This is a genomic window from Rathayibacter caricis DSM 15933, from assembly GCF_003044275.1.
GTDB classification, from domain to species: Bacteria; Actinomycetota; Actinomycetes; order Actinomycetales; family Microbacteriaceae; genus Rathayibacter; species Rathayibacter caricis.
Genome location: NZ_PZPL01000001.1, coordinates 2,581,793 through 2,604,408, shown reverse-complemented (window position 1 = coordinate 2,604,408; position 22,616 = coordinate 2,581,793). Strand labels below are relative to the sequence as shown.

The window sequence follows — 22,616 nt, the reverse complement described above, 5'->3', positions numbered from 1 at the left end:
AACGGAGGACGCCCGCCCGTGGAGCGTCAGCGGAGGATCGGCGGTCGCCCGGAGCCTGTGGAGGAGCCGTCCACCCGCTCGACCGCCATCTCGACGGAGGAGAGCAGCAGTCGGCTGCCGATCTTGGCGCGGTAGCGGCGCCCCGCCTCCAACGGCAGCGGTGCCTGGGCGGGAGCGACGAGGACCGTGCCGTTCGCCGACCAGCGGTCCCTCACCCAGAGCCCGACCTCGTCGAAGCCGAACTCGAGGTGGGTCTTCGACAGCGACCTCGTCTCGTCGGGGATCGCGAGGATGTGACGGACGGTCTCACCCGGATCCGGCAGCGGCTGCCGGCCGACGAGACCCGTGCCGGTGACGATGGCGTGGTGCCCGGTGGCGAAGCTCAGCCGGACGAGCCCCTGCGCCGGCGGTGCGAGAGGTGCTCCCGGGGCCGGCCGTCGGTGCCGCCCGGGCGCCAGGCCCGGCAGCCACGCGCGCCGTGACGGATCGAGGACCGCCGTGTCCCCGGACGCGGTCGGACCGGACGTCCCGCGGGTCGCGTGCGTCGCCACCGGGGAACCGCACTCACCGCAGAGGATCGCCCCCGGGGCGAGGGTGGAGCCACACGTGCTGCAGATCACCGAGAACGCCCTTTCCTCCGTCCATGCTATCCGGCGACGGCGCGGCACCGGCCGGGTGGCCGCGATCAGCCGGGGTCGCCCACCACGTCGAGCACATCGACGACGATCGCCGTCACGTTGTCGCGCCCGCCGTTCTCCAGCGCCGCATCCACGAGCGCGTCGACGGCGTCCTGGGCACTCGTGGTCGAGGACAGCAGGTGCTCGAGCCCCGCGTCCGTCAGCTCCTTGGTCAACCCGTCCGAGCACAGCAGGAGGCGTGACGGAGCGATCACCGGGACGAGCCGGTAGTCGGGGACAGGCGCCTCGTGGAAGCCGACCGCCCGGGTGATGACGTTGCTGTGGGGGTGCACGTCCGCTTCGTCCCGGGAGATCAGCCCAGCGTCCACCAGCTCCTGCACCACGGAGTGGTCCACCGTCAGCTGCACGAGCGATCCCTGCACCCACAGGTAGACCCGGGAATCGCCGATGTTGAAGATCGACCAGTACGGCTCTCCCCCGACGGCGGTGAGCGCGGCTCCGGTCACCGTGGTGCCGGTTCCACGGTCGGCCGTCTCGGAGTGGCGCGCGATGTCGCTGACCGCGTCGCGGAGAGCACGATCGATCTCCTCGGCTCCCACGGTCGTCCCCGTCGCGGCGATCGACAGCCGCGAGACGACGGCCTCGCTGGCGATCTCCCCGGCCGCGTGCCCGCCCATGCCGTCGGCCACGGCGAAGAGGGGTGTCTTCGCGAGGTAGCTGTCCTGGTTCGCGCTGCGGACCCGACCGGTGTCCGTGCGGGCCGCCCACCCCAGGGTCACCTCGGCCGCCGGGGTGTCCGAGCTCCAGGCCGAGACGGGCACGGTGACGCTGGCGCGGCTGCGGCCGATCTGCGTCATCGCGACTCCTCGTCTGAGCTCCCCCGCAGCCGTCCGGGCGCGGGGAACCCTCCGATGCTACTTGCTGCCCGTGCTCCACCCCGCTCGCACGCGCTCCGCTCCGTTCCGACATGCGGCGTCGACCGTCACGGACAGCGGGAGCACGCTGGATCGACGGGGGAATCCGTGATTCCACACCCCTGCTGCGTGCGGAATCACTTGCTGCGAGCCTTCCGCACTGCCAGGATCGTCGCATGAGTCCCAACCGCCCTCCTGCGCAGCGCCCGGTCCAGCTCGACGACGTGTCGAAGGCGATCATCGAACAGCTGCAGGCCGACGGGCGGCGCTCCTACGCCGAGATCGGCAAGGCGGTCGGCCTGAGCGAGGCGGCCGTGCGCCAGCGCGTCCAGAAGCTCACAGAATCCGGCGTCATGCAGATCGTCGCCGTGACGGACCCGATGCAGTTGGGCTTCTACCGTCAGGCGATGATCGGGGTGCGCGTCACGGGCGACACCCGCGAGGTCGCGGATCGCCTCGCCGCCATCCCCGCCGTGGACTACGTGGTCCTGACGGCGGGCACGTTCGACATCCTCGCCGAGGTCGTCTGCGAGAACGACGACGACCTCATCGCACTGCTCAATCAGGAGATCCGCTCGCTGCCGGGCGTCCTCTCGACCGAGACCTTCGTCTATCTCAAACTCCACAAGCAGTTCTACAACTGGGGAACGCGGTAAGCCATGACTGACACAGCCTTCTCGACCGACGCGGTCGACGCCGGAGAGACGTTCCGAGCAGACGACGCACCCGCCCCGATCGACGACGCCGACCTCCAGAAGAAGGCGAAGGACCATCTCTGGATGCACTTCACCCGGCAGTCCGTCATGGACTCCGGCGCAGGGGTGCCGATCATCACGCGCGGCGAGGGTCACCACATCTGGGACAGCACGGGCCGGAAGTACATCGACGGCCTCTCCGGCCTGTTCGTCGTGAACGCCGGCCACGGTCGCCGTCGACTCGCCGAGGCCGCGGCCAAGCAGGCGTCGGAGCTGTCCTTCTTCCCGCTCTGGTCGTACGCCACGCCGAGCGCGATCGAGCTCGCCGACCGTCTCGCCGACCACGCTCCGGGCGATCTCAACAGGGTCTTCTTCTCCACCGGCGGGGGCGAGGCGGTCGAGACCGCCTTCAAGCTCGCCAAGCACTTCTGGAAGCTCCAGGGGAAGCCGGGGAAGCACAAGGTCATCTCTCGGTCCGTGGCCTATCACGGAACTCCGCAGGGAGCGCTCGCCATCACCGGCATCCCGGCGATGAAGTCGATGTTCGAGCCGCTGGTCCCGGGAGGCTTCCGGGTGCCGAACACGAACTTCTACCGCGCTCCCCAGCACGGCGACGACCTCGAGGCCTTCGGCGTCTGGGCCGCCGATCGGATCGAGGAGATGATCGAGTTCGAGGGGCCGGACACCGTGGCCGCCGTGTTCCTGGAGCCGGTCCAGAACTCCGGAGGATGCTTCCCGCCCCCGCCCGGCTACTTCCAGCGCGTCCGCGAGATCTGCGACCGCCACGACGTCCTCCTCGTCTCGGACGAGGTCATCTGCGCCTTCGGTCGCATCGGCCACATGTTCGCCTGCGACGAGTACGGCTACGTCCCCGACATGATCACCTGCGCGAAGGGCATGACGAGCGGGTACTCCCCCATCGGCGCGACGATCGTCAGCGACCGCGTCTACGAGCCCTTCCGCCACGGCCAGGTCTCCTTCCCCCACGGCTACACCTTCGGCGGCCACCCGGTCTCGGCCGCCGTCGCCCTCGAGAACCTCGACATCTTCGAGGAGGAGAAGCTTAACGAGCGCGTCCGCGAGAACTCGCCGGTCTTCCGCTCGACCCTCGAGAAGCTGCTCGATCTCCCGATCGTCGGAGACGTGCGCGGAGCCGGTTACTTCTTCGGCATCGAACTCGTGAAGGACAAGGCGACGAAGGAGACCTTCGACGACGACGAGTCGGAGCGCCTGCTGAGGGGGTTCCTGTCGAAGGCGCTGTTCGACGCGGGTCTCTACTGCCGAGCGGATGATCGCGGCGATCCGGTCGTCCAGCTCGCTCCGCCGCTGACGACGGGTCCGAAGGAGTTCGACGAGATCGAGCAGATCCTGCGAGGCGTTCTGACGGAGGCCTGGGCCCGTCTCTGAGGGCACGCGTGCGTCGCCGACTCAGGCGGCGCGCTCGTGCGCGAACTGCCAGGGCGGGCGCTCGCCGCACTCGAGTGCGGCGAGGAGACGGCGTGCTCCTTCCTCGTGCGGGTCCGTGCGGCCCGCTTCCTGGGCGACACGGAGTGCCGCGCCGGAGTCGCCGGACGACCAGTGCAGCGCTGCGAGAAGCACGAGGACGCGAGCCCGCTCGGTCCGGGGAGCGAGATCCGCCACGCGCGCGATCGCCTTTACCACGTGATCCGGGTGCGCCTGCGCCCGTGGTGCCAGGAGGATCGTCAGGGCGTGCTCGACCCAGCCCGGACGCTGCGCGCTCACGATCAGTGCGGCGGTGAGCTCCGGTCCGGGCGGGATCTCCCGACCGTCCGCCGTTCGCCGGAGCAGCTGTTCCACCCTCGCACGGTCCCCTCCTGGCAGCTCGGCCCGCGGATGCCGATCGAGCAGCAGGTCGACCTGCTCCGCCACCGCCTTCCGCGCTGAACGGAGTCCTCCGGCCGGGTCGACGATCGGTGCAGGCTCGGGCTCGGCACCGATCGCCTCGAACGAGGTGAGCGACGTCTCACGGGCGCGAGCCCGCAGTGCCGAGGCGACCGCGCCGGATCTCGCCGGATCGTCCGCGTACAGCACCGCGACGACGGAGTCGGCGCGACCGAAGCGACCCAGCGCACCGAGGAAGGCCCGGGCGGAGAGCACCGGGTCTCCTCCGGGCAGGTCGAATCGGAGCGCACCGGTCGGAGCACCGTCACGCACAGGGACGAGCACGACACTCTCGCGCGGGTGGAAGCCGACGAGCTGCGGGATGCGGGACAGGAGCGCTCCGTGGTGGAGGGGCGGGGACGTGTCGAGAGGAGTCATGGGAGCACAGTGGCGCCCCGGTACGACCCTCCGGCGGCTCTCCTCCCGCAGTGGAGGAGAGCCGCGTCCGGCCCGCCGCTGTGGAGGACCGAACGGCTGCCTCCTCCCCAGTCGCGGCCTCGTCGATCGGTCCACCGATGTCCGTTTTCCGCCGGTCGGTCTCGCGGCCGGCGGATACCCTCGGGGCATGAGAACGACTCCCCTCCACCTGCGCCGCACGGCGAGCCCGCTCGGCCGGATCGAGATCGGCAGCGACGGCCGCGCGATCGTGTCGCTCGCCATCGCGCGGGCCGACGTGCTCCCCCACGACCACCTCGAGGAGAGCACCGATCCGGTGCTCGATGCGGCCGTCGACCAGCTCGACGAGTACTTCGCCGGAGCGCGCCGCTCCTTCGACCTGCCGGTGAGCCTCACCGGCACCGCCTTCCAGCTCGAGATCTGGACGGCGCTGCAGTCCCTCCGCTGGGGCGAGATCACGTCCTACGGCGCACTGGGCCAGGCGACGGGACGGCTCCGCTCCGGGCGCCCGATCGGCGGCGCCGTCGGCCGCAACCCCGTTCCGATCATCGTCGGATGCCACCGTGTCCTCGCAGGGGACGGCCGGATCACCGGGTACAGCGGTGGTGAGGGGATCGCGACGAAGAAGTGGCTCCTCGACCACGAGGGGATCGCGCACCGATGACGGTCGACGAGGGGATCCTCGTCGACGAGGACGGCACGGCCCGCTGCGCGTGGGCCGGCCGGGATCCGGAGTACCGCCGATACCACGACGAGGAATGGGGCGTTCCCCTCCACGGCGACCGGCCGCTCCTCGAGAAGATCTGCCTGGAGGGTTTCCAGTCCGGCCTCTCCTGGATCACGATCCTCCGGAAGCGTCCCCGATTCCGAGAGGTCTTCCACGACTTCGACCTCGAGTCGGTGGCGGGGTTCGGTGAGGACGACGTCGAGCGCCTCATGGCCGATCCGGGGATCATCCGCAATCGCCCGAAGATCACGGCGACGATCGAGAACGCCCGGGCCACGCTCGCCTTGCGTGACAGAGACGGCGACGGCGCCCTCGACCGCCTGGTCTGGTCGTTCCACGACGACCGGTCGGGAGGCAGGCCCGTGACCCTCGAGCACGTGCCGACCAGGACGGCCTCGTCACTCGCCCTGTCCCGCGCCCTCCGCTCGGCCGGCTTCCGCTTCGTCGGCCCCACCACGATGTACGCCCTGCAGCAGTCGGCCGGCATCGTCGACGACCATCTCGCAGGATGCTTCCGAGCCGCCGACTGAGCGTCACGCCTCGGGAACGACCAGGTCGAGCTCCCCTGACTGCGCGTTGACCCCGAGCTCGAAGCCCCGGCCCGCGGACCACTCCACGAGTTCCTCGATCGAGTCGGTCGCGAAGTCGTCCTCCGCCAGTGCTCGGACGAAGAGCCCCTTGCTCTGCTTGTTGAAGTGGTTCAGATTGCGGAGCGACCCGTCGGCGCCCCGCGACCGCACGCGCACGAAACGCTGCGAATCCCCCGAGAGCGGTCCGAGCGCCGCATAGGCCTCGCTGCGCAGATCGAGCACGAGACCACCCAGCGACGCCAGAGCGCGACCCGCTTCCCCCGCCCACCAGCGCCTCAACGGCATGCCCGGGACTCGTGAGTCGTGCGAGAGCCGGTACGCCGGGATCGGGTCGGATGCCCGTACCGGCCCCCAGAGGGCGGACTGGACGAGGACGGTTCGGCCGAGGAAAGCCCGCCCCGCCGCCCCCAGACCCACCGCGTCCAGCGAGTCGTAGAGGACCCCGTCGAAGCGGTCGACCGCAGGCATCGCGGGTGCCGTCATCAGCGCCGCATTGCGTTCGATCTCGGAGAGCTGCCGCGGCCCGAGCTTCAGAGCACGCGCCGACGCGTCGCGATCGTGCGCGAGCCGCACCAGCGCGTCCCGCAGCTCTCGTCGGCGCCCCGCGAGTTCCGGGAACGCCAGGTCCTCGAGTACGAAGACGGAGGAGCCGCCCGAGCGCTTCGTCTCGGACGGCGGCAGCACGACGTGCACGGATCTCCTCGCAGGTTCTCGCGCCGCGGACGGCGCACGACGGAGGGGCCGGGCGATCGTGATGATCGCCCGGCCCCTCCGGTGCCGCGGAGTGCGGCGGGTGTCTCAGACGAGCGCCGCCTCGCGGGCGACGACCGTGACGACGTCGTTCTCGACGGACAGGAATCCGTCGTCGGCCTGCGCGGTGATGCGCGTGCCGTCGGCCGCGGTGACGCGCACCTCGCCGGTGGCGAGGATCGCGAGCAACGGCTCGTGGCCGGCGAGAATACCGATCTCACCCTCGACGGTGCGGGCCGTGAGCTGCTTCGCCTCTCCCGACCACACCTCCGCGTTGGCGGAGACGACGCTGACCTTCAGGGTCCCGGCCATGGTCAGCCGTTCTCCTTCTGGATCTGGACCCACTTCTCCTCGACGTCCGAGATCGAACCGACGTTGAAGAACGCCTGCTCGGCCACGTGGTCGAACTCGCCCTTGGTGATCGCGTCGAACGACTCGATCGTGTCCTTGAGCGGCACGGTCGATCCCTCGACACCGGTGAACTTCTTCGCCATGTAGGTGTTCTGCGAGAGGAACTGCTGGATGCGGCGCGCGCGCGACACCGTGATCTTGTCCTCTTCGGAGAGCTCGTCGACACCGAGGATCGCGATGATCTCCTGCAGCTCCTTGTTCTTCTGCAGGATCTGCTTCACGTTCGTCGCCACGCGGTAGTGGTCGGCGCCCAGGTAGCGGGGGTCGAGGATCCGCGAGGTCGAGGTGAGCGGGTCGACGGCCGGGTACAGGCCCTTCGACGCGATCTCACGCGAGAGCTCGGTGGTGGCGTCGAGGTGCGCGAAGGTGGTGGCCGGAGCCGGGTCGGTGTAGTCGTCCGCGGGGACGTAGATCGCCTGCAGCGAGGTGATCGAGTGACCGCGGGTCGACGTGATGCGCTCCTGGAGCACACCCATCTCGTCGGCGAGGTTCGGCTGGTAGCCCACCGCGGAGGGCATGCGGCCCAGGAGGGTCGACACCTCCGAGCCGGCCTGCGTGAAGCGGAAGATGTTGTCGATGAAGAGCAGCACGTCCTGCTTCTGCACGTCGCGGAAGTACTCCGCCATCGTGAGCGCCGACAGGGCGACACGGAGACGGGTTCCCGGCGGCTCGTCCATCTGGCCGAAGACGAGGGCGGTCTTGTCGAAGACGCCCGCCTCCTCCATCTCGGCGATGAGGTCGTTGCCCTCACGGGTGCGCTCGCCGACACCGGCGAACACGGACACTCCACCGTGGTCCTGCGCCACGCGCTGGATCATCTCCTGGATGAGGACGGTCTTGCCGACGCCCGCTCCACCGAACAGGCCGATCTTGCCGCCCTGCACGTACGGAGTGAGGAGGTCGATGACCTTGATGCCGGTCTCGAACAGCTCGGTCTTCGACTCGAGCTGGTCGAACGCCGGCGGCTTGCGGTGGATCGGCCAGCGCTCGGTGATCTCGAACGACTCGCCGTTGATCTTGCCGTCGGCGTCAGCGTTGAGGACCTCGCCGATCACGTTGAAGACCTTGCCCTTGGTCACGTCGCCGACGGGAACCGAGATCGGCAGGCCGGTGTCGTGGACCTCCTGGCCGCGGACGAGTCCGTCGGTCGGGTTGAGCGAGATGGCGCGGACGAGGTCGTCGCCCAGGTGCTGCGCGACCTCGAAGGTCAGCTTGCTCGAGACGCCCTCGACCTCGACGTGCGTGTAGAGCGCGTTGTAGACCTCGGGGATCGCGTCGTGGGGGAACTCGATGTCAACGACGGGGCCGGTGACGCGGGCGATGCGGCCGATGGCCCCGCCCGAAGTCCCGGTCGCCGCCTCAGGTGCGGTCAGTGTCATTGCTTCTTCCTTCTTGGTCTCACCGCACCAGGGGCGCGGAGTCTTCGTGTCTGGGAGGTGAGCCGTCTACTTGGCGGACGACAGGGCGTCGGCGCCGCCGACGATCTCGGCGATCTGCTGCGTGATCTCGGTCTGGCGCGCGTTGTTGGCCAGTCGCGTGTACGTCTTGATCAGCGTGTCGGCGTTGTCGCTCGCCGACTTCATCGCCTTCTGACGCGCCGCGTGCTCCGACGCCGCCGACTGCAGCATCGCGTTGAAGATGCGGCTCTCGACGTAGACCGGGAGGAGGCGGTCGAGAACCGTCTCGGGGTCGGGCTCGAACTCGTACAGCGGGTAGAGCTCGCTGTTCTGGTCCTCCGCGCCCTCGACGACCTCGAGCGGCAGCAGACGGACGACCGTCGGCTGCTGCGTCACCATGCTGACGAAGCGGTTGTACACGAGGTGGATCTCGTCCACGCCGCCCTCCTCGTCATCGAGGTTGTACGACTCGACGACCGCGTCCGCGATCTCCTTCGCCGTCTCGAACACGGGCTGGTCGGTGCCTCCGGTCCAGACGCGCACGCTGGGGCGCTTCCGGAACGAGAAGTACGCGTTGGCCTTGCGGCCGACCAGGTAGAAGACGACCTCCTTGCCTTCGCTGCGCAGCAGCGAGGCCAGCTCCTCCGCCTCCTTGAGCACGCTCGAGGAGAACGCTCCCGCGAGTCCGCGGTCGGAGGTGAAGATCACGATCGCGGCCGTGTCGAGCTTCTCGCGCTCGGTCGTGAGCGGGTGCTCGACGTTCGAGTAGGTCGCGACGGCCGACACGGCCCGCGTGATGGCGTTCGAGTACGGAGCCGCGGCGGCGACGCGGTTCTGCGCCTTCTGGATGCGCGAGGCCGAGATCAGCTCCATGGCCCGAGTGATCTTCTTGGTCGTCTGGGCCGAACGGATCTTCGACCGGTAGACCCGAAGTTGCGCTCCCATGTGTCTCCTGTAGTCCTTGTGTGACGAATCGCCGGGGTGCCGCTGTTAGCGACGGCCCTTGACGATCTTCTCCTGGCCGACCTCGTCGGCCGAGATCGCCTGGTGCTCCTCGCGCCCGACCGAGGCGAGGGGCTTGCCCTCGCCGGTCTGGAACTCGAGCTTGAAACCGTCGACGGCACGGGACAGCTCGGCGACGACGTCGTCCGAGAGCACGTTGGTGTCGCGCAGCGTGGAGAGGACCTGCGTGTTGCGGCCCAGGTAGTCGAGCAGCTCGCGCTCGAAGCGCAGCACGTCGGGGACGGGCACCTCGTCGAGCTTGCCGTTCGTGCCGGCCCAGATCGAGACGACCTGCTCCTCCACGGGGTACGGCGAGTACTGCGGCTGCTTGAGCAGCTCGGTCAGGCGCGCGCCACGAGCGAGCTGGCGGCGCGAGGCCGCGTCGAGGTCGGACTCGAACATCGCGAAGGCCTCGAGCGAGCGGTACTGCGCGAGTTCGAGCTTCAGCGTTCCGGAGACCTTCTTGATCGACTTGACCTGGGCGTCGCCGCCGACTCGCGACACCGAGATGCCCACGTCGACCGCCGGACGCTGGTTGGCGTTGAAGAGGTCGGACTGGAGGAAGATCTGGCCGTCGGTGATCGAGATCACGTTGGTCGGGATGTACGCCGAGACGTCGTTCGCCTTGGTCTCGATGATCGGGAGACCCGTCATCGATCCGGCGCCGAGCTCGTCGGACAGCTTCGCGCAACGCTCCAGCAGGCGGGAGTGCAGGTAGAAGACGTCACCCGGGTACGCCTCGCGTCCCGGCGGGCGGCGCAGGAGGAGCGACACGGCGCGGTAGGCCTCGGCCTGCTTCGACAGGTCGTCGAAGATGATCAGGACGTGCTTGCCGCCGTACATCCAGTGCTGGCCGATGGCCGAGCCGGTGTAGGGGGCGAGGTACTTGAAGCCGGCGGGGTCGGAGGCCGGGGACGCGACGATGGTCGTGTACTCCATGGCTCCGGCGTCCTCGAGCGCGCCCTTCACCGAGGCGATGGTCGAGCCCTTCTGGCCGATGGCGACGTAGATGCAGCGGACCTGCTTGTTCGTGTCGCCCGACTCCCAGTTGGCCTTCTGGTTGATGATCGTGTCGATCGCGATGGCCGTCTTGCCGGTCTGGCGGTCGCCGATGATCAGCTGGCGCTGGCCGCGGCCGACGGGGATCATCGCGTCGATGGCCTTGATGCCGGTCTGCAGCGGCTCGTGGACCGACTTGCGCGACATGACGCCGGGTGCCTGCAGCTCGAGAGCGCGGCGACCCTCGGAGGCGATGTCGCCGAGGCCGTCGATCGGGTTGCCGAGCGGGTCGACCACGCGACCGAGGTAGCCGTCACCGACGGGGACGGAGAGGACCTCGCCCGTGCGGGTGACCTCCATGCCCTCCTCGATGCCGGAGAACTCGCCGAGGACGACGACGCCGATCTCGTTCTCGTCGAGGTTCTGGGCGAGGCCCAGGACTCCGTTCGAGAAGCGGATGAGCTCGTTGGCCATGACGCCGGGGAGTCCCTCGACGTGGGCGATGCCGTCGGCGGCGTCGATGACGTAGCCGACCTCGGTGGTGGAGGCCTTGCCCGGCTCGTACGACGAGACGAAGTCCTTCAGCGCGTCGCGGATCTCATCCGGGCTGATGGTGATATCTGCCATGGGAATTCCTATTCGTTGGGTCCGTGCGAGCCGAAGCGGTCGTCGGGGCCTGACCTGGTGGTGCGGAGGTCGGAGGCGGCGCGAGCCGCTTCCTGAGGATACGTGCGTCCGTCAGGACGCGAGCTGGAGCTTCAGGTCGGAGAGCCGTGCGGACACGGTCCCGTCGATGACCTCGTCGCCGACCTGCAGTCGCATGCCGCCCAGGAGGGACGGATCGACGAGCATGTTGACAGAGACGGGCCGGTCGTACTGCCGCGAGAGCGCGGACCGGAGGCGGTCGAGCTGGTGCGGCGGGAGCGGGGACGCGACCGAGACCGTGGCGATGGTGAAACCGCCCTGGTCGGCGACGACGCCGGCGGCGAATCGCACGAGCTCCGGGATGCGACGACCGCGCGGGTGCGCGATCAGCTGCCGGAGGATCGCGAGGGTCTCAGCCGAGGCCTTGCCCTCGAGTAGGCGCTGGACGAGCGAGACCTTCGAGTCGGACGCGGCCAGCTTGCTGCCGAGAGCCAGCTCGAGCTCGGCGTCGGACGAGACGACCGCGCCGAACATCTGCAGCTCGCGCTCGATCGAGACGCCCTCCGGAGCGGACGTCGCGATCGCACGGACCCCGACCTCCTCGATCCCGGCGACGAGGTCGCTCGGGCTCGACCAGCGGTGGCCCGCGATCACGGTCAGCAGGCGCTTCGCGTTGACCCCGAACGGAGCGAACACGCGAGCCACGAGAGCCCGCTTGGTCGCCGCGTCCACGCTCGGGTCCGAGAGGGCCGAACGCAGCTGGGCCTGCGAGTCGATGACCCGCGCCGCTTCGAAGAGCTGCTGAGCGTCCTCGAGCGACACGTGGCCGTGGAACGCGGACAGCTCCGCCTTCGCGGCAGCCAGGGCCTGTCGTGACGCGCTTCCCATCAGCTGTTCGCCTTCTCCGAGGCCTCGAGGTCGGCGAGGAAGCGGTCCACGATCGCGGACGCCTTCGCGTCGTCGTTGAGGCTCTCGCCGATCACGCCGGAGGCGAGGTCGATGGCGAGGGTTCCGACTTCGGAGCGCAGGGCGACGACGGCGGCCTGACGGTCCGCCTCGATCTGAGCGTGCGCGTTGTGCAGGATGCGCTCGGCCTCGGCCTGAGCCTGCTCCTTCTTCGCCGCCACGATCGCGTTGCCGTCGGCGTTGGCCTTCTCGCGGATGACTCCGGCCTCGGCGCGCGCTTCCGCGAGCTGAGCGGTGTACTTCTCGAGAGCGGCTTCCGCCTGGCGCTGAGCCTCGTCGGCCTTGGCGATGTTCCCCTCGATGGCGGCGGACCGCGCGTCGAGCAGCTTCTGGATGCGCGGCAGGACAAGCTTCCAGAAGAAGAACAGGAGGATGAGGAAGATCACCCCCGACCAGAAGAAGTCGTAGAACTCCGGGATCAGAATGACCGCGGGGACGTCACCTTCTTCCGCAGCGATGTTCACAGCGGTGCTGAACACGACTACGCCGCGAAGATGAAGTAGGTGGCGAGGCCGATGAGGGCGAGCACCTCGGTGAACGCGATGCCGAGGAACATCGTGGTCTGGAGGCGGCCGGCCATCTCGGGCTGGCGCGCCATCGCCTCGACGGTCTTGCCCGCGACGATGCCGACACCGATGCCGGGGCCGATCGCTGCGAGGCCGTAACCGACCGTCGCGATGTTGCCGGTGAGTTCGGCGAGAACGGTGACTGAGTCCACGAGTGGGTCCTTTCAGTGGGGTGATCGTATGAACGGGTGGGAGCCCGTGAGTTGAGGTGTCAGTGCTCCTCGGCGACGGCCAACTGGATGTAGACCGCAGCGAGAAGAGTGAAGATGTACGCCTGGAGGACGGCGACGAGCAGCTCGAAGAGCGTGAAGGCGCCTCCGAAGGCGAAGGTCACGACACCGAAGAGCTTGAAGCCCGGGTCGACCTGCGAGCTGAAGAGGAAGAACTGCGTGGCCGAGAAGCAGAGGACCAGCAGGAGGTGCCCGACGATCATGTTCATGACCAGTCGCAGGGCGAGCGAGAGCGGACGGATGATGAACGTCTGCAGCAGCTCGATCGGCGTGAGGATGAAGTAGATGAGGAACGGGGCTCCGGGCGGGAACAGGGCGTTCTTGAAGAAGCCCATCCCGCGGTCCTTGATGCCGGCGTAGATGAAGGTGACGTAGGCCACCAGACCGAGGAAGAGCGGCATGCCGACGACGGAGGTTCCCGCGATGTTGAGGAACGGCACGATGCCGGTGAGGTTCATCGCGATGATCGCGAAGAAGATCGTCACCAGGATCGGCAGGAAGCGGCGTGCGTCCTTCTCGCCGAGGATGTCCTTCGCGATCGTGACGCGCACGAAGTCGAAGGCCATCTCGACGACGCTCTGGAAGCGTCCGGGCACGATGCGCATCTTGCGCGTCCCGAGCCAGAAGAACAGCATCAGCGCGATGACCGCGATGAAGCGGACCATCATGACGCGGTTGATCTCGAAGGGGGTGTCCACGAAGAGGAAACCGGGCGGGAAGAACTCAGAGATCGACGGGGTGTGGAAGTCACTCTCACCGGTCGAGGCAGAGACCAACAGGGTCACAGCGTTAGCAAACAGCGCTAGCTCCTGGAATTCGGGGCGTGGCACGCGGCAACCGGATGATCTTCATCATTCGGACACAACGCTCTCGCGACGACGAAAGGTGGGGGTCTTTCCGCTCGGACGACGCTCGTACTCGACGACCGACATCAACGATGAGACGACCTGAGGACGGGCACACGTTCGCCTGCGGATTCGTCCCTACTGTAGCAACAGAACGGCCTGAGAGCCGAATCGTCTCGTTCTCAGACAGTGCACGGGTGGCGTTCACCTGCCGATGTCGCTCACGTTTGGCATCCGCGAGCGCGACACCACGAGGACGTCGATCGCGAGTGAGCCGAGCACCGCGACGATGATCGTCACGAACATGGCCGTGCTGTTCAGCCACGGCTGGTCGCGGAGGACCAGGGCCGCGATGACGAACAGCACGAACTTGGCCAGCCACATGCCGAGGACGACGGCGAAGAAGCCGCCGATGTCGAGCCGGTTCGCGACCAGGATGCTCACCGCCGTGAGCGCGACCATCACTCCGCCGATGACCGCCCCGACGAGCGCGCCGATCGCACCCTCTCCCCCGGCGACGAGGGCGCCGACGATCGCGCCGACCACGGCGAGAGCGGCGATGAACACGCCGCCCAGCACGAGGGTGCGTCGCAGGATCGGCACGGAGGCGGGCTGGGGACGGGTGGCGGCCGGGGTGTCTCCGGTCATGATGCTTCCTTCCGCGCCGCGGAGGGCGCTGCGGTGTCCAGGCCGATCGGCAGGCCGACCGGAGGGTCGACCGGGTCTGCTGCGGACGCGCGGTCGAGGGGATCGAGTACGGGGGACGCCTCCGCCGACTGGGCGGCGGCTTCGAGCTTCTTGCGGCGGCTCAGTGGAGCGAGCGTGACGACCGTGCAGGCGAGCAGCCCGACACCGAGGAACGCGAGCGGGATCCAGATCACGTCGACGACGAAGATCAGGAGGCAGCCGAAAGCGACGACGGCTGTCCAGGAGTAGAAGATCAGGACAGCGTGCAGGTGCGAGTGCCCCATGTCGAGGAGACGGTGGTGGAGGTGCTTGCGGTCGGCGCTGAACGGCGACTTCCCCGCGCGGAGCCTGCGGATCACGGCGAGGCCGAAATCCATCAGCGGCACGATCAGCACCGCGAACGGCAGGATGATCGGGATGAACGCCGGCAGGAGCTCCTTCGCCTTCAACTGAGCGGGGTCGATCTGCCCGGTGACGGCGATAGCGGCCGTGGCCATCAGCATCCCGACGAGCAGCGCTCCCCCGTCGCCCATGAACATGCGCGCGGGCCGCCAGTTGATCGGGAGGAAGCCCGCGCACGCCCCGACCAGCACGACCGCGATCAGCGAGGCGAGGTTGAAGTAGTCGGTGGGCGAGGTCCGCTGGACGAGCAGGTAGCTGTAGAGGAAGAACACGCCGTTGGCGATCAGTGCGACGCCGGCGACCAGGCCGTCCAGGCCGTCGATGAAGTTCAGGGCGTTGGTCACGAGGACGATGGCGAGCACCGTGATGATCAGCGACATCCACGGCGATCCGACCGTGAGCCCGCCGATGGGCAGCGACACGATCTGCACGCCCTTCCAGGCGATCAGACCGGCCGCGATCAGCTGACCGGCGAGCTTCGTGGTCCAGTCGAGGTCCCAGATGTCGTCGGCGACCCCGATCAGCACGATGAGGAGGCTCGCCCCGAGGATCGCGAGGATCGGCTCGGGGTTGGCGAACACGAGCCGGAAGTACGGGACCTGCGAGGCGATGCCGAACGACGCCACCATGCCGAGGAACATGGCGATGCCACCGAGACGGGGCGTGGGCCGCGTGTGCACGTCGCGATTGCGGATCTTCGGATAGAGCCGGTAGCGCAGAGCCAGCCGCCAGATCGCAAAGGACAGAATGAAGGTCACGACCGCGCAGGCGAGCGAGACGAGGACGAAGGCGATCACGGGCTACTCACCCGGGGCGGAGTCGGAGCGCGCGGTGCCGCTCGGCTCGTCCTGCAGGCGCGCTCCGGAGGCCCAGTCGGGTCGAGCGGACGGAGCGGGCTCGTCACGCGCCTCGGTCGGCTCCGTCGAGACGGAGTCGTCCGACGCCTCGGCCGTGTCGCCGGACGGCGGCACGTCGTCGGTCTCGTCGGGCAGCAGTGCGCCGACCACCTCGCGGATCCGCTCCGCGGACACGACGCCCTGACGCAGGACGCGCAGAGTGCCGCCGTCGAAGCTGAGCGCCGTGGCGTCGACGATCGTCGACGACTCGCTCGCTCCCGCTGGGCGATCGCCGTATCCGGTACCCGCAGTCCCCGCATCGAGGTACACGTCCACGGCGTCGCCGAGCTGATCGAACGCCTCCTGGGCGGTGGTGGCGGAGGGACGGCCGGTCCGGTTCGCGGAAGAGACGGCGAGCGGGCCCGTCTCGGCGAGGAGCTCGAGCGTCACGGGATTGTCGGGCATCCGCAGCGCGACGGTCCCCCGGGTCTCCCCCAGGTCCCAGATGAGCGACGGCTGCGCGTGCAGCACGATCGTCAAACCACCGGGCCAGAACGCCTTGGCGAGTTCGCGGACGGCGTCGGGCACGTTCTCGGCCAGCGCGTCGAGCGCAGCGACGTCCCCGATGAGCACGGGCGGAGGCGACTGCCTCGTGCGCCCCTTCGCGTCGAGCAGGCGCTGCACGGCCGCGGCGTCGAAGGCGTTCGCGGCGACTCCGTAGACCGTGTCGGTCGGCAGGACGACCAGTTCTCCCCGCCCGATCGCCGTCCGCGCGAGACGAGTGCCGGTGAGGAGGTCCGTGTCGACGGAGCAGTCGTAGATGCGTGCCATAACAAGCCGATGATACCGGCGAGGACGCGGGCGTCCTCCGCCGATCTCGCTCCGGCCGCGAACTTCACGTTCTCGACGCGGCCATCGCGCCGCGCCGTCCGATGCAACGCGCCATCGAGGACCTGCTGGTCTCCGACCTCCCTACCATCCGAGAATCCGTCGTTTTCGCGCCCATCGGCGCGGCACGGCTCCTGCCGTGCGACCGCCGCGCGGAGCACGATCCTTCTTGGAGGCCGCCCCTTGCCCGGAATCATCGTCCACGAGTGGCTAGAGGCGTTCGGCGGTGCTGAGAAGGTCGTCGATGCGATGACGGGCGTCTATCCGGACGCCGACCTGTACTGCCTGTGGAACGACGCGCCGGGACGCTACCCGGCTCATCGCGTCATCGAGTCGCCGCTGGCATCCTCACCACTTCGATCGCGGAAGATCGCCGCTCTGCCGGTCGCGCTCGCGACGTGGCGGAACCTGCCGTACGACGACTACGACTGGGCTCTCGTCAGCTCGCACGCCTTCGCGCATCACGCCCGCTTCAGGAAGCAGCCGGACGGGTTCCGCAAGCTCGTCTACGTCCACACTCCCGCTCGGTACATCTGGAACCCGGAGCTCGATCACCGAGGCGCGAGCGCTCCGGTCCGAGCTGCAGCGCAGGCGCTCCAGCCGCTCGACCGGCGCCGAGCCGGCGAGGCGACGTCGATGGCTGCGAACAGCGCATACGTGCGCGAGAGGATCCGGCGAGCCTGGGGACGCGACGCGGCGGTGATCCATCCACCGGTCGAGATCGAGCGCATCGTCGCCACGAAGTGGGAGGACGCTCTGACTGCCCGCGAGGGCGCCCTCCTCGAGACCCTTCCCGAGGACTTCCTCCTCGGAGCGTCGAGGTTCGTGCCCTACAAGGCCCTCGAGCTCGTCATCCGCTCCGGTGAGGCGGCGAGAACTCCCGTGGTCCTCGCCGGATCGGGTCCGGACGAGCAGCGACTGCGGGCGATCGCGCGGACCGCCGCGGTGCCGGTCCACTTCGTCGACAGACCCTCCGACGCTCTCCTGTACTGCCTGTACGAGCGGGCGATGGCGTACGTGTTCCCCTCGGTCGAGGACTTCGGGATCATGCCGATCGAGGCGATGGCACTGGGCACGCCGGTCGTGTGCGGCACATCCGGTGGCGTCCTCGAGACGGTGGCCGACGGGGTCAGCGGCGTCCACGTCGCGGACTGGAGCGCCGACCCGCTCGCCACCGAGATCGACCGGGCGGTCCGGCTCGATCCGAGCGGTGTCCGCGCTCACGCACAGCAGTTCTCGCGACAGGCCTTCGACGCGCACCTCGCCGCCTGGGTGGGAGGGGCTGCGTGATGGCCCGGATCGCCGTCAATCGAGCTTTCCGCGATCAGAGGATCACCGGTCAGCAGCGCTACGCCACCGAGATCTCGAATCGACTCCTCCTGCGCGAGGGCGTCCGATCAGTCGACCCTCCCCGGTTCTCGAGCCGCTCCTCCCTTGCCAGCTGGGCGTGGGTGCAGTCGCCGGCGCTCAGGACGAGGAGGGGCGAGTTCCTGCTCTCCCTCACCAGCAGGGCTCCGCTCGCGCATCCCCGGCAGCTGCTCGTCGTGCACGACCTGTTCGTGCTCGAGCACCCGGAATGGTTCTCGCGCAGGTACGCGGCGACCCACTCGCGAGCACTTCGAGCGCAGCTCGCGAGCGCTGCCGCAGTGATCACCGTGAGCGAGCCCACGCTCGCTGCCGTGCAGCGGTGGATCCCCTCGACCACTCCGTCGATCGTGGCACCCAACGGCGTCACACTGCGGTTCTCCTCGTCGGGGGGCTCGGACGAGTCCGCGCGGCTCCTGAGGTCACTCGGAATCGAGGGGACGACGTTCCTCCTCGCCGTGGGATCTCTCGATCCCCGCAAGAACCTCCGACGGCTCCTCGCTGCGCACGGCTCGCTCGATCACGAGTGGCGCAGACGGCACCCCCTCGTTCTCGTAGGGGGCGGTGGTCGTGCCTTCCGGTCTGAGCAGCTCGTCGCCCAGGACCACGTCGTCCACGCCGGCTACGTCGACGAGGACGCCCTGGCAGGCCTCTACCGGGCTGCGCACGCGGTCGTCGTGCCGAGCCTCTCCGAGGGATTCGGGCTGCCCGTCGTCGAGGCGATCGCGTCGGGCACGCAGGTCGTACTCGCCGACATCCCCGCCTTCCGCTGGGTCCACGGATCCGGCGGGCTGTGGTTCGACCCGCTCGACACCGCATCGATTGCCCGCGCACTCGAGCGCGTCTCCGCGATCTCCCCGGACCCCGCTGAGGCGGCGAAGCTCGCCGCCGGCATCAGTCGGAGGTTCGACTGGGACAAGAGCGCCGATGCGATCGAGCAGCTCGCCGATCGAGTCGGGGCGGCATGACCCGCGACCAGTACACGGGCTCGACGCCGACGGACCCCGCCCGGTCGGCATCGAGCCGCCTCTGGCGGCGCTCCCCGTCGATCGCCCACGTCGAGACGCCCGGCAGGTCCGTGATCCTCGACCTCGCAGCCCCGGCTCCGGTCCCTCTCGTCCTCACCGGTACGGCGGTCTCGATCTGGCAGGCGCTGGACGGCGTCGTCTCCGCTCGACAGCTCGTCGAGGGAGCCGCGATGTCCGCAGGGGCGCCCGAGTTCTCCGTCGTCGAGTCCGCAGTCCTCTCCTTCCTCGAGGAGCTGCGCGCCGCGGGCCTCATCGAGATCCACACAGACCCTTCCGACCCCGACCGTTCCGCGCGACCGAAACAGCCGGCGCCCGGCGAGGAGACCGACGAATGACGAACGACGACGCCCTCCATGTGGGAGTGGTCATCGCCTCAGCAGGCCGACACGAGATCCTCAGCAGGACGCTCGATCACGTCCTCGCGCTCGATTGGACAGAGCTCGTGGTCGTCGTCAGCGTTCCCGACGAGGAGAGCCGACCGTCCCAAGCGACCTCGGATCGCTTGCTCGTCGTCGAAGGGGTCCGCGGCGCCGCGGCTCAGAGGAACGCGGGCATCGCGGCGCTCCCCGCGGGAACGGACGTCGTCTTCTTCTTCGACGACGACACCGTGCCCCGCGCCGACTACGTGAGTCGCGCCGTCGCCCTCCTCGACGAGCGCCCCGACATCGTCGCGGTGACCGGGCACGTCGCCGCCGACGGCGCTCCGTCGCGCCGCGAGATCTCCGTCGACGAGGCTCTGCGGATCCTCGAGTTCAGCGATCGTGGAGCGGACTGGGTCGACGCGAGCTGGAAGCAGCTCTACGGCTGCAATTTCGCCGTGCGCCACAGGATCCTCACCGTCGAGCGCTTCGACGAGCGATTGCCCTTGTACAGCTGGCTGGAGGACCACGACCTCGCTCGTCGAGTGCTCGACCACGGTCTCATCGCACGCTTCGGAGGAAGTGTCGCCGTTCACCTCGGCGCCTCCAGCGGCGGCAGGGAGGCGCATAGCCGTTTCGGGTACAGCCAGCTGATCAACCCGTACTACCTCTGGAGGAAGGGGAGCTTCCCGCTCGGTCTCGCTCTGACCGAAGCCGGACGTCCCGCTCTCATGAACGCGGCTCGGAGTCTCAGCAGAGACCAGGGTCCCTGGCGTCGCCGACGCCTCCGCGGGAACATCGCCGCCCTCGTCGCCATCCTCCGCGGGCACGGCCGTCCGGAGGACATCATCGGAATGGACTCATGACAGTCACGTGCGTCATCCCCACTCACGACAGGGACTCCCTCCTGCCCCGCGCAGTCCGTTCCGCCGCGGCGCAGACCCTCCCGCCCGAGTCGATCATCGTGGTCGACGACGTCCCCCGGGCCGAGACGCGCGCCCTCGTCGAGGGTCTCGCCGCCGAGACGGACGTGCCGGTGATCTACCTCGACGCGAGTGCATCCACCCGCCGCACCGCCGGCTCCTCGCGGAACGCCGGAGCAGCGCTCGCCGAGAGCGAGCTCCTCGCTTTCCTCGACGACGACGACATCTGGGACCCCGCTTTCCTCGAAGAGGCCGTGGCCACGCTCGAGTCGGAAGAAGTCGATTTCGTCGTCGGATGGACGAAGTACCGCCGCGAGGATCGCGAAGGGCGGGGCCTCTCGATGCCCGGAGGATTGTCTCCTCACCAGGCACTCGCCGTGAACCCCGGTCTGACGGGGAGCAACACCGTCGTTCGGACAGTCGACTTCCGACGCATCGACGGATTCGACCCAGAGCTGCCGGTCGCCAACGATCTCGACTTCCTCTACCGCCTCCTCTGCTCGGGCTCGACCTACGCCGTCCTCCGCGAGCGCCTCGTGGTCCAGGTCTTCCACAGGCACGGCCATCTCTCCTCACGAACGGCGGCCAGAGCCGAGGGACTGCGCCGTTACATGCGGAAGCACTCCGCCGCTCTCACCTGGTCGGACCGGAGGAAGATCCGTCGGCTCATCCATTCGGCCCTGCGTGGTCACGACCGTCCGATCGCCGTCCGCGCCTTCCACTTCCTCCTGCAGACTGCCAACACCGACGTTCGCCAGTTCTGGTGGGCGCTGGAGCACCGACTCCATCGGAGGCCCACGCATTGGGAGGGCACGGGCGATGAGCGTTGAGATCCTCCTCGTCCTTCTGGCCGGAGTGATCGCCCTCCTCGTCGTGCTGCTCCTCTCGCTCTCGGCGAACTGGTCGATCATGACGATCCTCGCCGCGGTGAGTCCGCAGCCGGTCACGACGATCATCCACTTCAGCCAGATGTGGGCGCTCGGAAGCGTGCCGCGGACCTGGGGACGCGCGAGCAACGCCCTGCTCCACCCAGTCACCCTCCTCGTGCTCGGATACGCCCTCGCGGCGCTGGTCGCGACCGACTGGTCGCAGCGGCCGGCTTTCGCCGTCGGGCCGGCGATCGCCGCCCTGTCGATCGTCGCGGCCATCGCCCTCGCCGATGCGAATCGCGCCGCCGGTCGGGACATGCTCCTCGTCACCGTGCGCCTCTGCGCCCCGCTCATGTGCGTTCAATCGCTCTCCACGATCGTGTTCCAGCTGTTCGACGACGTGAAGGAGACGTACCTCCACAGCGCCTTCGCCGGATGGCTGATCGGCGATCAGGCGCGACTCCTCTTCACGACTCTCCGGAACAACGTGACCGACCCGACCAAGTCCGGTGGTCTGCTCTTCGTCAACGCCAATCGGGCGTCGATGGTGATGGCCGCCGTCGCCCTCTGCTGCTGGGCCGCGTCCTACCGGTCGCGCCTCGCACGCGATCGCGCCGCCGCCCTGATCTGCTTCGCCGGAGCGCTGAGCACGGGATCCAAGACCGCGGTGATCCTCGCCGTGGTCCTCCCGCTCCTGGCGTTCCTCCTGCCCTACCTGCTCGCTCCGAGCCGGTCGCAGCTGCAGCTCGCCGGGGCGCTGATCCTGGTGCCACTGGTCTCACTCGGTGCCGCGCAGGTCGCGAGTCGCGCTACCGACTTCACGACCAACGCGACCGAGGCGACCGAGGCGCGGGACGCCCTGTGGACCGCTGCGTCGGCCGCTTTCGCGGATTCGCCGTTCCGAGGACTCGGCTGGGGCGGTTGGGCGCCCCTCTGGAGTGCTTCTGCAGAGAGGGGCGAACTTCCCGCAACTCTGCAGCCGCACAACTTCCTCATCTGGGCCTGGGCGAACACCGGACTACTGGGGGCGCTGTGCCTCGCCGGACTGCACCTGATCCTCATCGTGGCGGCACTGAGGCGGATCAGGCGGGCGGCGGACGCCCGCGAGGGGCATGTCGCGTCGTTCGAACTTGCCGCCCTGCTCTGGATGCTGCTCCACGGGATGTACGACAACACCGAGTACTTCGGAACCGAGCACACCATCCCGCTCTTCGCGATGCTGGTGGTGAACAGCTTCCGCCCGAAACCGGATGCGGACGGAGCCCGACCTGGCACGCGGGGCCGAGCGGGAAGCACTCTGCAGCGACCCCGCACTCGAGAGGCCACTCGGACGACGGCGACGCAGGTAAGCCGGGGAGCACGTTCCGGCAGAGCGACGGTTCCCCTCCGCTCTTCGCGACCCGCTGCACTCGGCACTCGCTCGAAACACGGGAGATCGACCGGTCCCTGGCCGTCGCGAGCGTCGAGGCCCGAGCAGGACGGGACGGTGTCGTGATCGGGCAGGCCGTCGAACGACTCCAGCAAGGCGAGGCGGTCGTGCTCGCCCACGCGTTGGCGCACCGAATCGCCGCGGAGTCAGGGATCCG

24 protein-coding genes and 1 pseudogene are annotated in these 22,616 nt (G+C 68.8%); 10 read left to right on the top strand and 15 right to left on the bottom strand.

What is annotated here, in order from left to right:
- Nucleotides 1-26: 26 nt before the first annotated feature.
- Both C1I63_RS12085 and C1I63_RS12080 read right to left on the bottom strand, forming a co-directional pair.
- Nucleotides 27-551, bottom strand: a complete 525-nt coding sequence (locus C1I63_RS12085; protein WP_107574947.1) for an FHA domain-containing protein — start codon at nucleotides 549-551, stop codon at nucleotides 27-29.
- Nucleotides 552-685: 134 nt separating this feature from the next.
- The gene (locus C1I63_RS12080) at nucleotides 686-1,495 is read right to left on the bottom strand and encodes a PP2C family protein-serine/threonine phosphatase (protein WP_107574946.1); all 810 of its coding nucleotides are present in this window, start codon (nucleotides 1,493-1,495) and stop codon (nucleotides 686-688) included.
- A 233-nt stretch (nucleotides 1,496-1,728) separates the two neighbouring features.
- Between C1I63_RS12080 and C1I63_RS12075 the strand changes: the two genes are divergently transcribed.
- Together C1I63_RS12075 and C1I63_RS12070 are read left to right on the top strand one after the other, a co-directional pair.
- Nucleotides 1,729-2,208: an Lrp/AsnC family transcriptional regulator gene (locus C1I63_RS12075; protein WP_055794678.1), complete on the top strand. Its 480-nt coding sequence runs from the start codon at nucleotides 1,729-1,731 to the stop codon at nucleotides 2,206-2,208.
- 123 nt (nucleotides 2,209-2,331) lie between these two features.
- Nucleotides 2,332-3,654: an aspartate aminotransferase family protein gene (locus C1I63_RS12070; protein WP_244907209.1), complete on the top strand. Its 1,323-nt coding sequence runs from the start codon at nucleotides 2,332-2,334 to the stop codon at nucleotides 3,652-3,654.
- A gap of 21 nt (nucleotides 3,655-3,675) precedes the next feature.
- Here C1I63_RS12070 and C1I63_RS12065 read toward each other — a convergent pair whose 3' ends face one another.
- Nucleotides 3,676-4,527 carry a DUF4192 family protein gene (locus tag C1I63_RS12065; RefSeq protein ID WP_170116380.1) on the bottom strand — a complete coding sequence of 284 codons (852 nt, stop codon included), beginning with the start codon at nucleotides 4,525-4,527 and terminating at the stop codon, nucleotides 3,676-3,678.
- A gap of 187 nt (nucleotides 4,528-4,714) precedes the next feature.
- On the opposite strand from C1I63_RS12065, the gene C1I63_RS12060 reads away from it, so the two are divergent.
- Complete coding sequence (locus C1I63_RS12060; protein WP_107574943.1) at nucleotides 4,715-5,209, top strand: methylated-DNA--[protein]-cysteine S-methyltransferase; 495 nt, start codon at nucleotides 4,715-4,717, stop codon at nucleotides 5,207-5,209.
- Nucleotides 5,206-5,802 carry a DNA-3-methyladenine glycosylase I gene (locus C1I63_RS12055; protein ID WP_107574942.1) on the top strand — a complete coding sequence of 199 codons (597 nt, stop codon included), beginning with the start codon at nucleotides 5,206-5,208 and terminating at the stop codon, nucleotides 5,800-5,802. Before C1I63_RS12060 ends, C1I63_RS12055 begins: the two co-directional genes overlap by 4 nt.
- A 3-nt stretch (nucleotides 5,803-5,805) precedes the next feature.
- On the opposite strand, the gene C1I63_RS12050 is transcribed toward C1I63_RS12055, so the two are convergent.
- The 12 genes and pseudogenes from C1I63_RS12050 to C1I63_RS11995 form a co-directional block, all read right to left on the bottom strand.
- On the bottom strand, nucleotides 5,806-6,555 hold the full coding sequence (locus C1I63_RS12050; RefSeq protein ID WP_107574941.1) for a YaaA family protein: 750 nt from the start codon (nucleotides 6,553-6,555) through the stop codon (nucleotides 5,806-5,808).
- Between the two features lie 105 nt (nucleotides 6,556-6,660).
- The gene (locus tag C1I63_RS12045) at nucleotides 6,661-6,924 is read right to left on the bottom strand and encodes a F0F1 ATP synthase subunit epsilon (protein WP_055794690.1); all 264 of its coding nucleotides are present in this window, start codon (nucleotides 6,922-6,924) and stop codon (nucleotides 6,661-6,663) included.
- Nucleotides 6,925-6,926: 2 nt separating this feature from the next.
- The gene (atpD, locus tag C1I63_RS12040; protein WP_055794692.1) at nucleotides 6,927-8,402 is read right to left on the bottom strand and encodes a F0F1 ATP synthase subunit beta; all 1,476 of its coding nucleotides are present in this window, start codon (nucleotides 8,400-8,402) and stop codon (nucleotides 6,927-6,929) included.
- Nucleotides 8,403-8,468: 66 nt separating this feature from the next.
- Complete coding sequence (locus C1I63_RS12035; protein ID WP_055794694.1) at nucleotides 8,469-9,365, bottom strand: F0F1 ATP synthase subunit gamma; 897 nt, start codon at nucleotides 9,363-9,365, stop codon at nucleotides 8,469-8,471.
- 45 nt (nucleotides 9,366-9,410) lie between these two features.
- Complete coding sequence (gene atpA, locus C1I63_RS12030) at nucleotides 9,411-11,048, bottom strand: F0F1 ATP synthase subunit alpha (protein WP_107574940.1); 1,638 nt, start codon at nucleotides 11,046-11,048, stop codon at nucleotides 9,411-9,413.
- 111 nt (nucleotides 11,049-11,159) lie between these two features.
- Nucleotides 11,160-11,954: a F0F1 ATP synthase subunit delta gene (locus C1I63_RS12025; protein WP_055794698.1), complete on the bottom strand. Its 795-nt coding sequence runs from the start codon at nucleotides 11,952-11,954 to the stop codon at nucleotides 11,160-11,162.
- Nucleotides 11,954-12,511 (bottom strand): F0F1 ATP synthase subunit B, encoded by a 558-nt coding sequence (locus tag C1I63_RS12020; protein WP_055794700.1) that lies wholly within the window; start codon nucleotides 12,509-12,511, stop codon nucleotides 11,954-11,956. The genes C1I63_RS12025 and C1I63_RS12020 overlap by 1 nt, the downstream gene beginning before the upstream one ends.
- 2 nt (nucleotides 12,512-12,513) lie before the next feature.
- Nucleotides 12,514-12,750 (bottom strand): ATP synthase F0 subunit C, encoded by a 237-nt coding sequence (locus C1I63_RS12015; protein ID WP_055794702.1) that lies wholly within the window; start codon nucleotides 12,748-12,750, stop codon nucleotides 12,514-12,516.
- A gap of 59 nt (nucleotides 12,751-12,809) precedes the next feature.
- Nucleotides 12,810-13,613, bottom strand: coding sequence for a F0F1 ATP synthase subunit A (atpB, locus tag C1I63_RS12010; RefSeq protein ID WP_055794705.1), 804 nt, complete (start codon nucleotides 13,611-13,613; stop codon nucleotides 12,810-12,812).
- A 264-nt stretch (nucleotides 13,614-13,877) separates the two neighbouring features.
- Entirely contained in the window at nucleotides 13,878-14,321 is a 444-nt protein-coding gene (locus C1I63_RS12005) for a Cg1360 family ATP-synthase-associated protein (RefSeq protein ID WP_107574939.1), read from the bottom strand.
- Nucleotides 14,318-15,559, bottom strand: coding sequence for an MraY family glycosyltransferase (locus C1I63_RS12000; RefSeq protein WP_107574938.1), 1,242 nt, complete (start codon nucleotides 15,557-15,559; stop codon nucleotides 14,318-14,320). Before C1I63_RS12000 ends, C1I63_RS12005 begins: the two co-directional genes overlap by 4 nt.
- A 183-nt stretch (nucleotides 15,560-15,742) precedes the next feature.
- Nucleotides 15,743-16,429: pseudogene (locus tag C1I63_RS11995) on the bottom strand (L-threonylcarbamoyladenylate synthase); the annotation flags it as partial.
- Nucleotides 16,430-16,669: 240 nt separating this feature from the next.
- On the opposite strand from C1I63_RS11995, the gene C1I63_RS11990 reads away from it, so the two are divergent.
- From C1I63_RS11990 to C1I63_RS11965, 6 genes are read left to right on the top strand one after another with little or no spacing between them, the layout of a single operon-like run.
- Nucleotides 16,670-17,776 carry a glycosyltransferase gene (locus tag C1I63_RS11990; RefSeq protein ID WP_211315618.1) on the top strand — a complete coding sequence of 369 codons (1,107 nt, stop codon included), beginning with the start codon at nucleotides 16,670-16,672 and terminating at the stop codon, nucleotides 17,774-17,776.
- Nucleotides 17,776-18,819, top strand: coding sequence for a glycosyltransferase family 4 protein (locus C1I63_RS11985; RefSeq protein ID WP_107574936.1), 1,044 nt, complete (start codon nucleotides 17,776-17,778; stop codon nucleotides 18,817-18,819). The genes C1I63_RS11990 and C1I63_RS11985 overlap by 1 nt, the downstream gene beginning before the upstream one ends.
- Entirely contained in the window at nucleotides 18,816-19,214 is a 399-nt protein-coding gene (locus tag C1I63_RS11980; RefSeq protein ID WP_107574935.1) for a PqqD family protein, read from the top strand. The genes C1I63_RS11985 and C1I63_RS11980 overlap by 4 nt, the downstream gene beginning before the upstream one ends.
- Nucleotides 19,211-20,104: a glycosyltransferase family 2 protein gene (locus tag C1I63_RS11975; protein WP_107574934.1), complete on the top strand. Its 894-nt coding sequence runs from the start codon at nucleotides 19,211-19,213 to the stop codon at nucleotides 20,102-20,104. The genes C1I63_RS11980 and C1I63_RS11975 overlap by 4 nt, the downstream gene beginning before the upstream one ends.
- Nucleotides 20,101-20,991: a glycosyltransferase family 2 protein gene (locus C1I63_RS11970; RefSeq protein ID WP_107574933.1), complete on the top strand. Its 891-nt coding sequence runs from the start codon at nucleotides 20,101-20,103 to the stop codon at nucleotides 20,989-20,991. Before C1I63_RS11975 ends, C1I63_RS11970 begins: the two co-directional genes overlap by 4 nt.
- Complete coding sequence (locus C1I63_RS11965; protein WP_107574932.1) at nucleotides 20,981-22,525, top strand: O-antigen ligase family protein; 1,545 nt, start codon at nucleotides 20,981-20,983, stop codon at nucleotides 22,523-22,525. Before C1I63_RS11970 ends, C1I63_RS11965 begins: the two co-directional genes overlap by 11 nt.
- Nucleotides 22,526-22,616 lie beyond the last annotated feature (91 nt).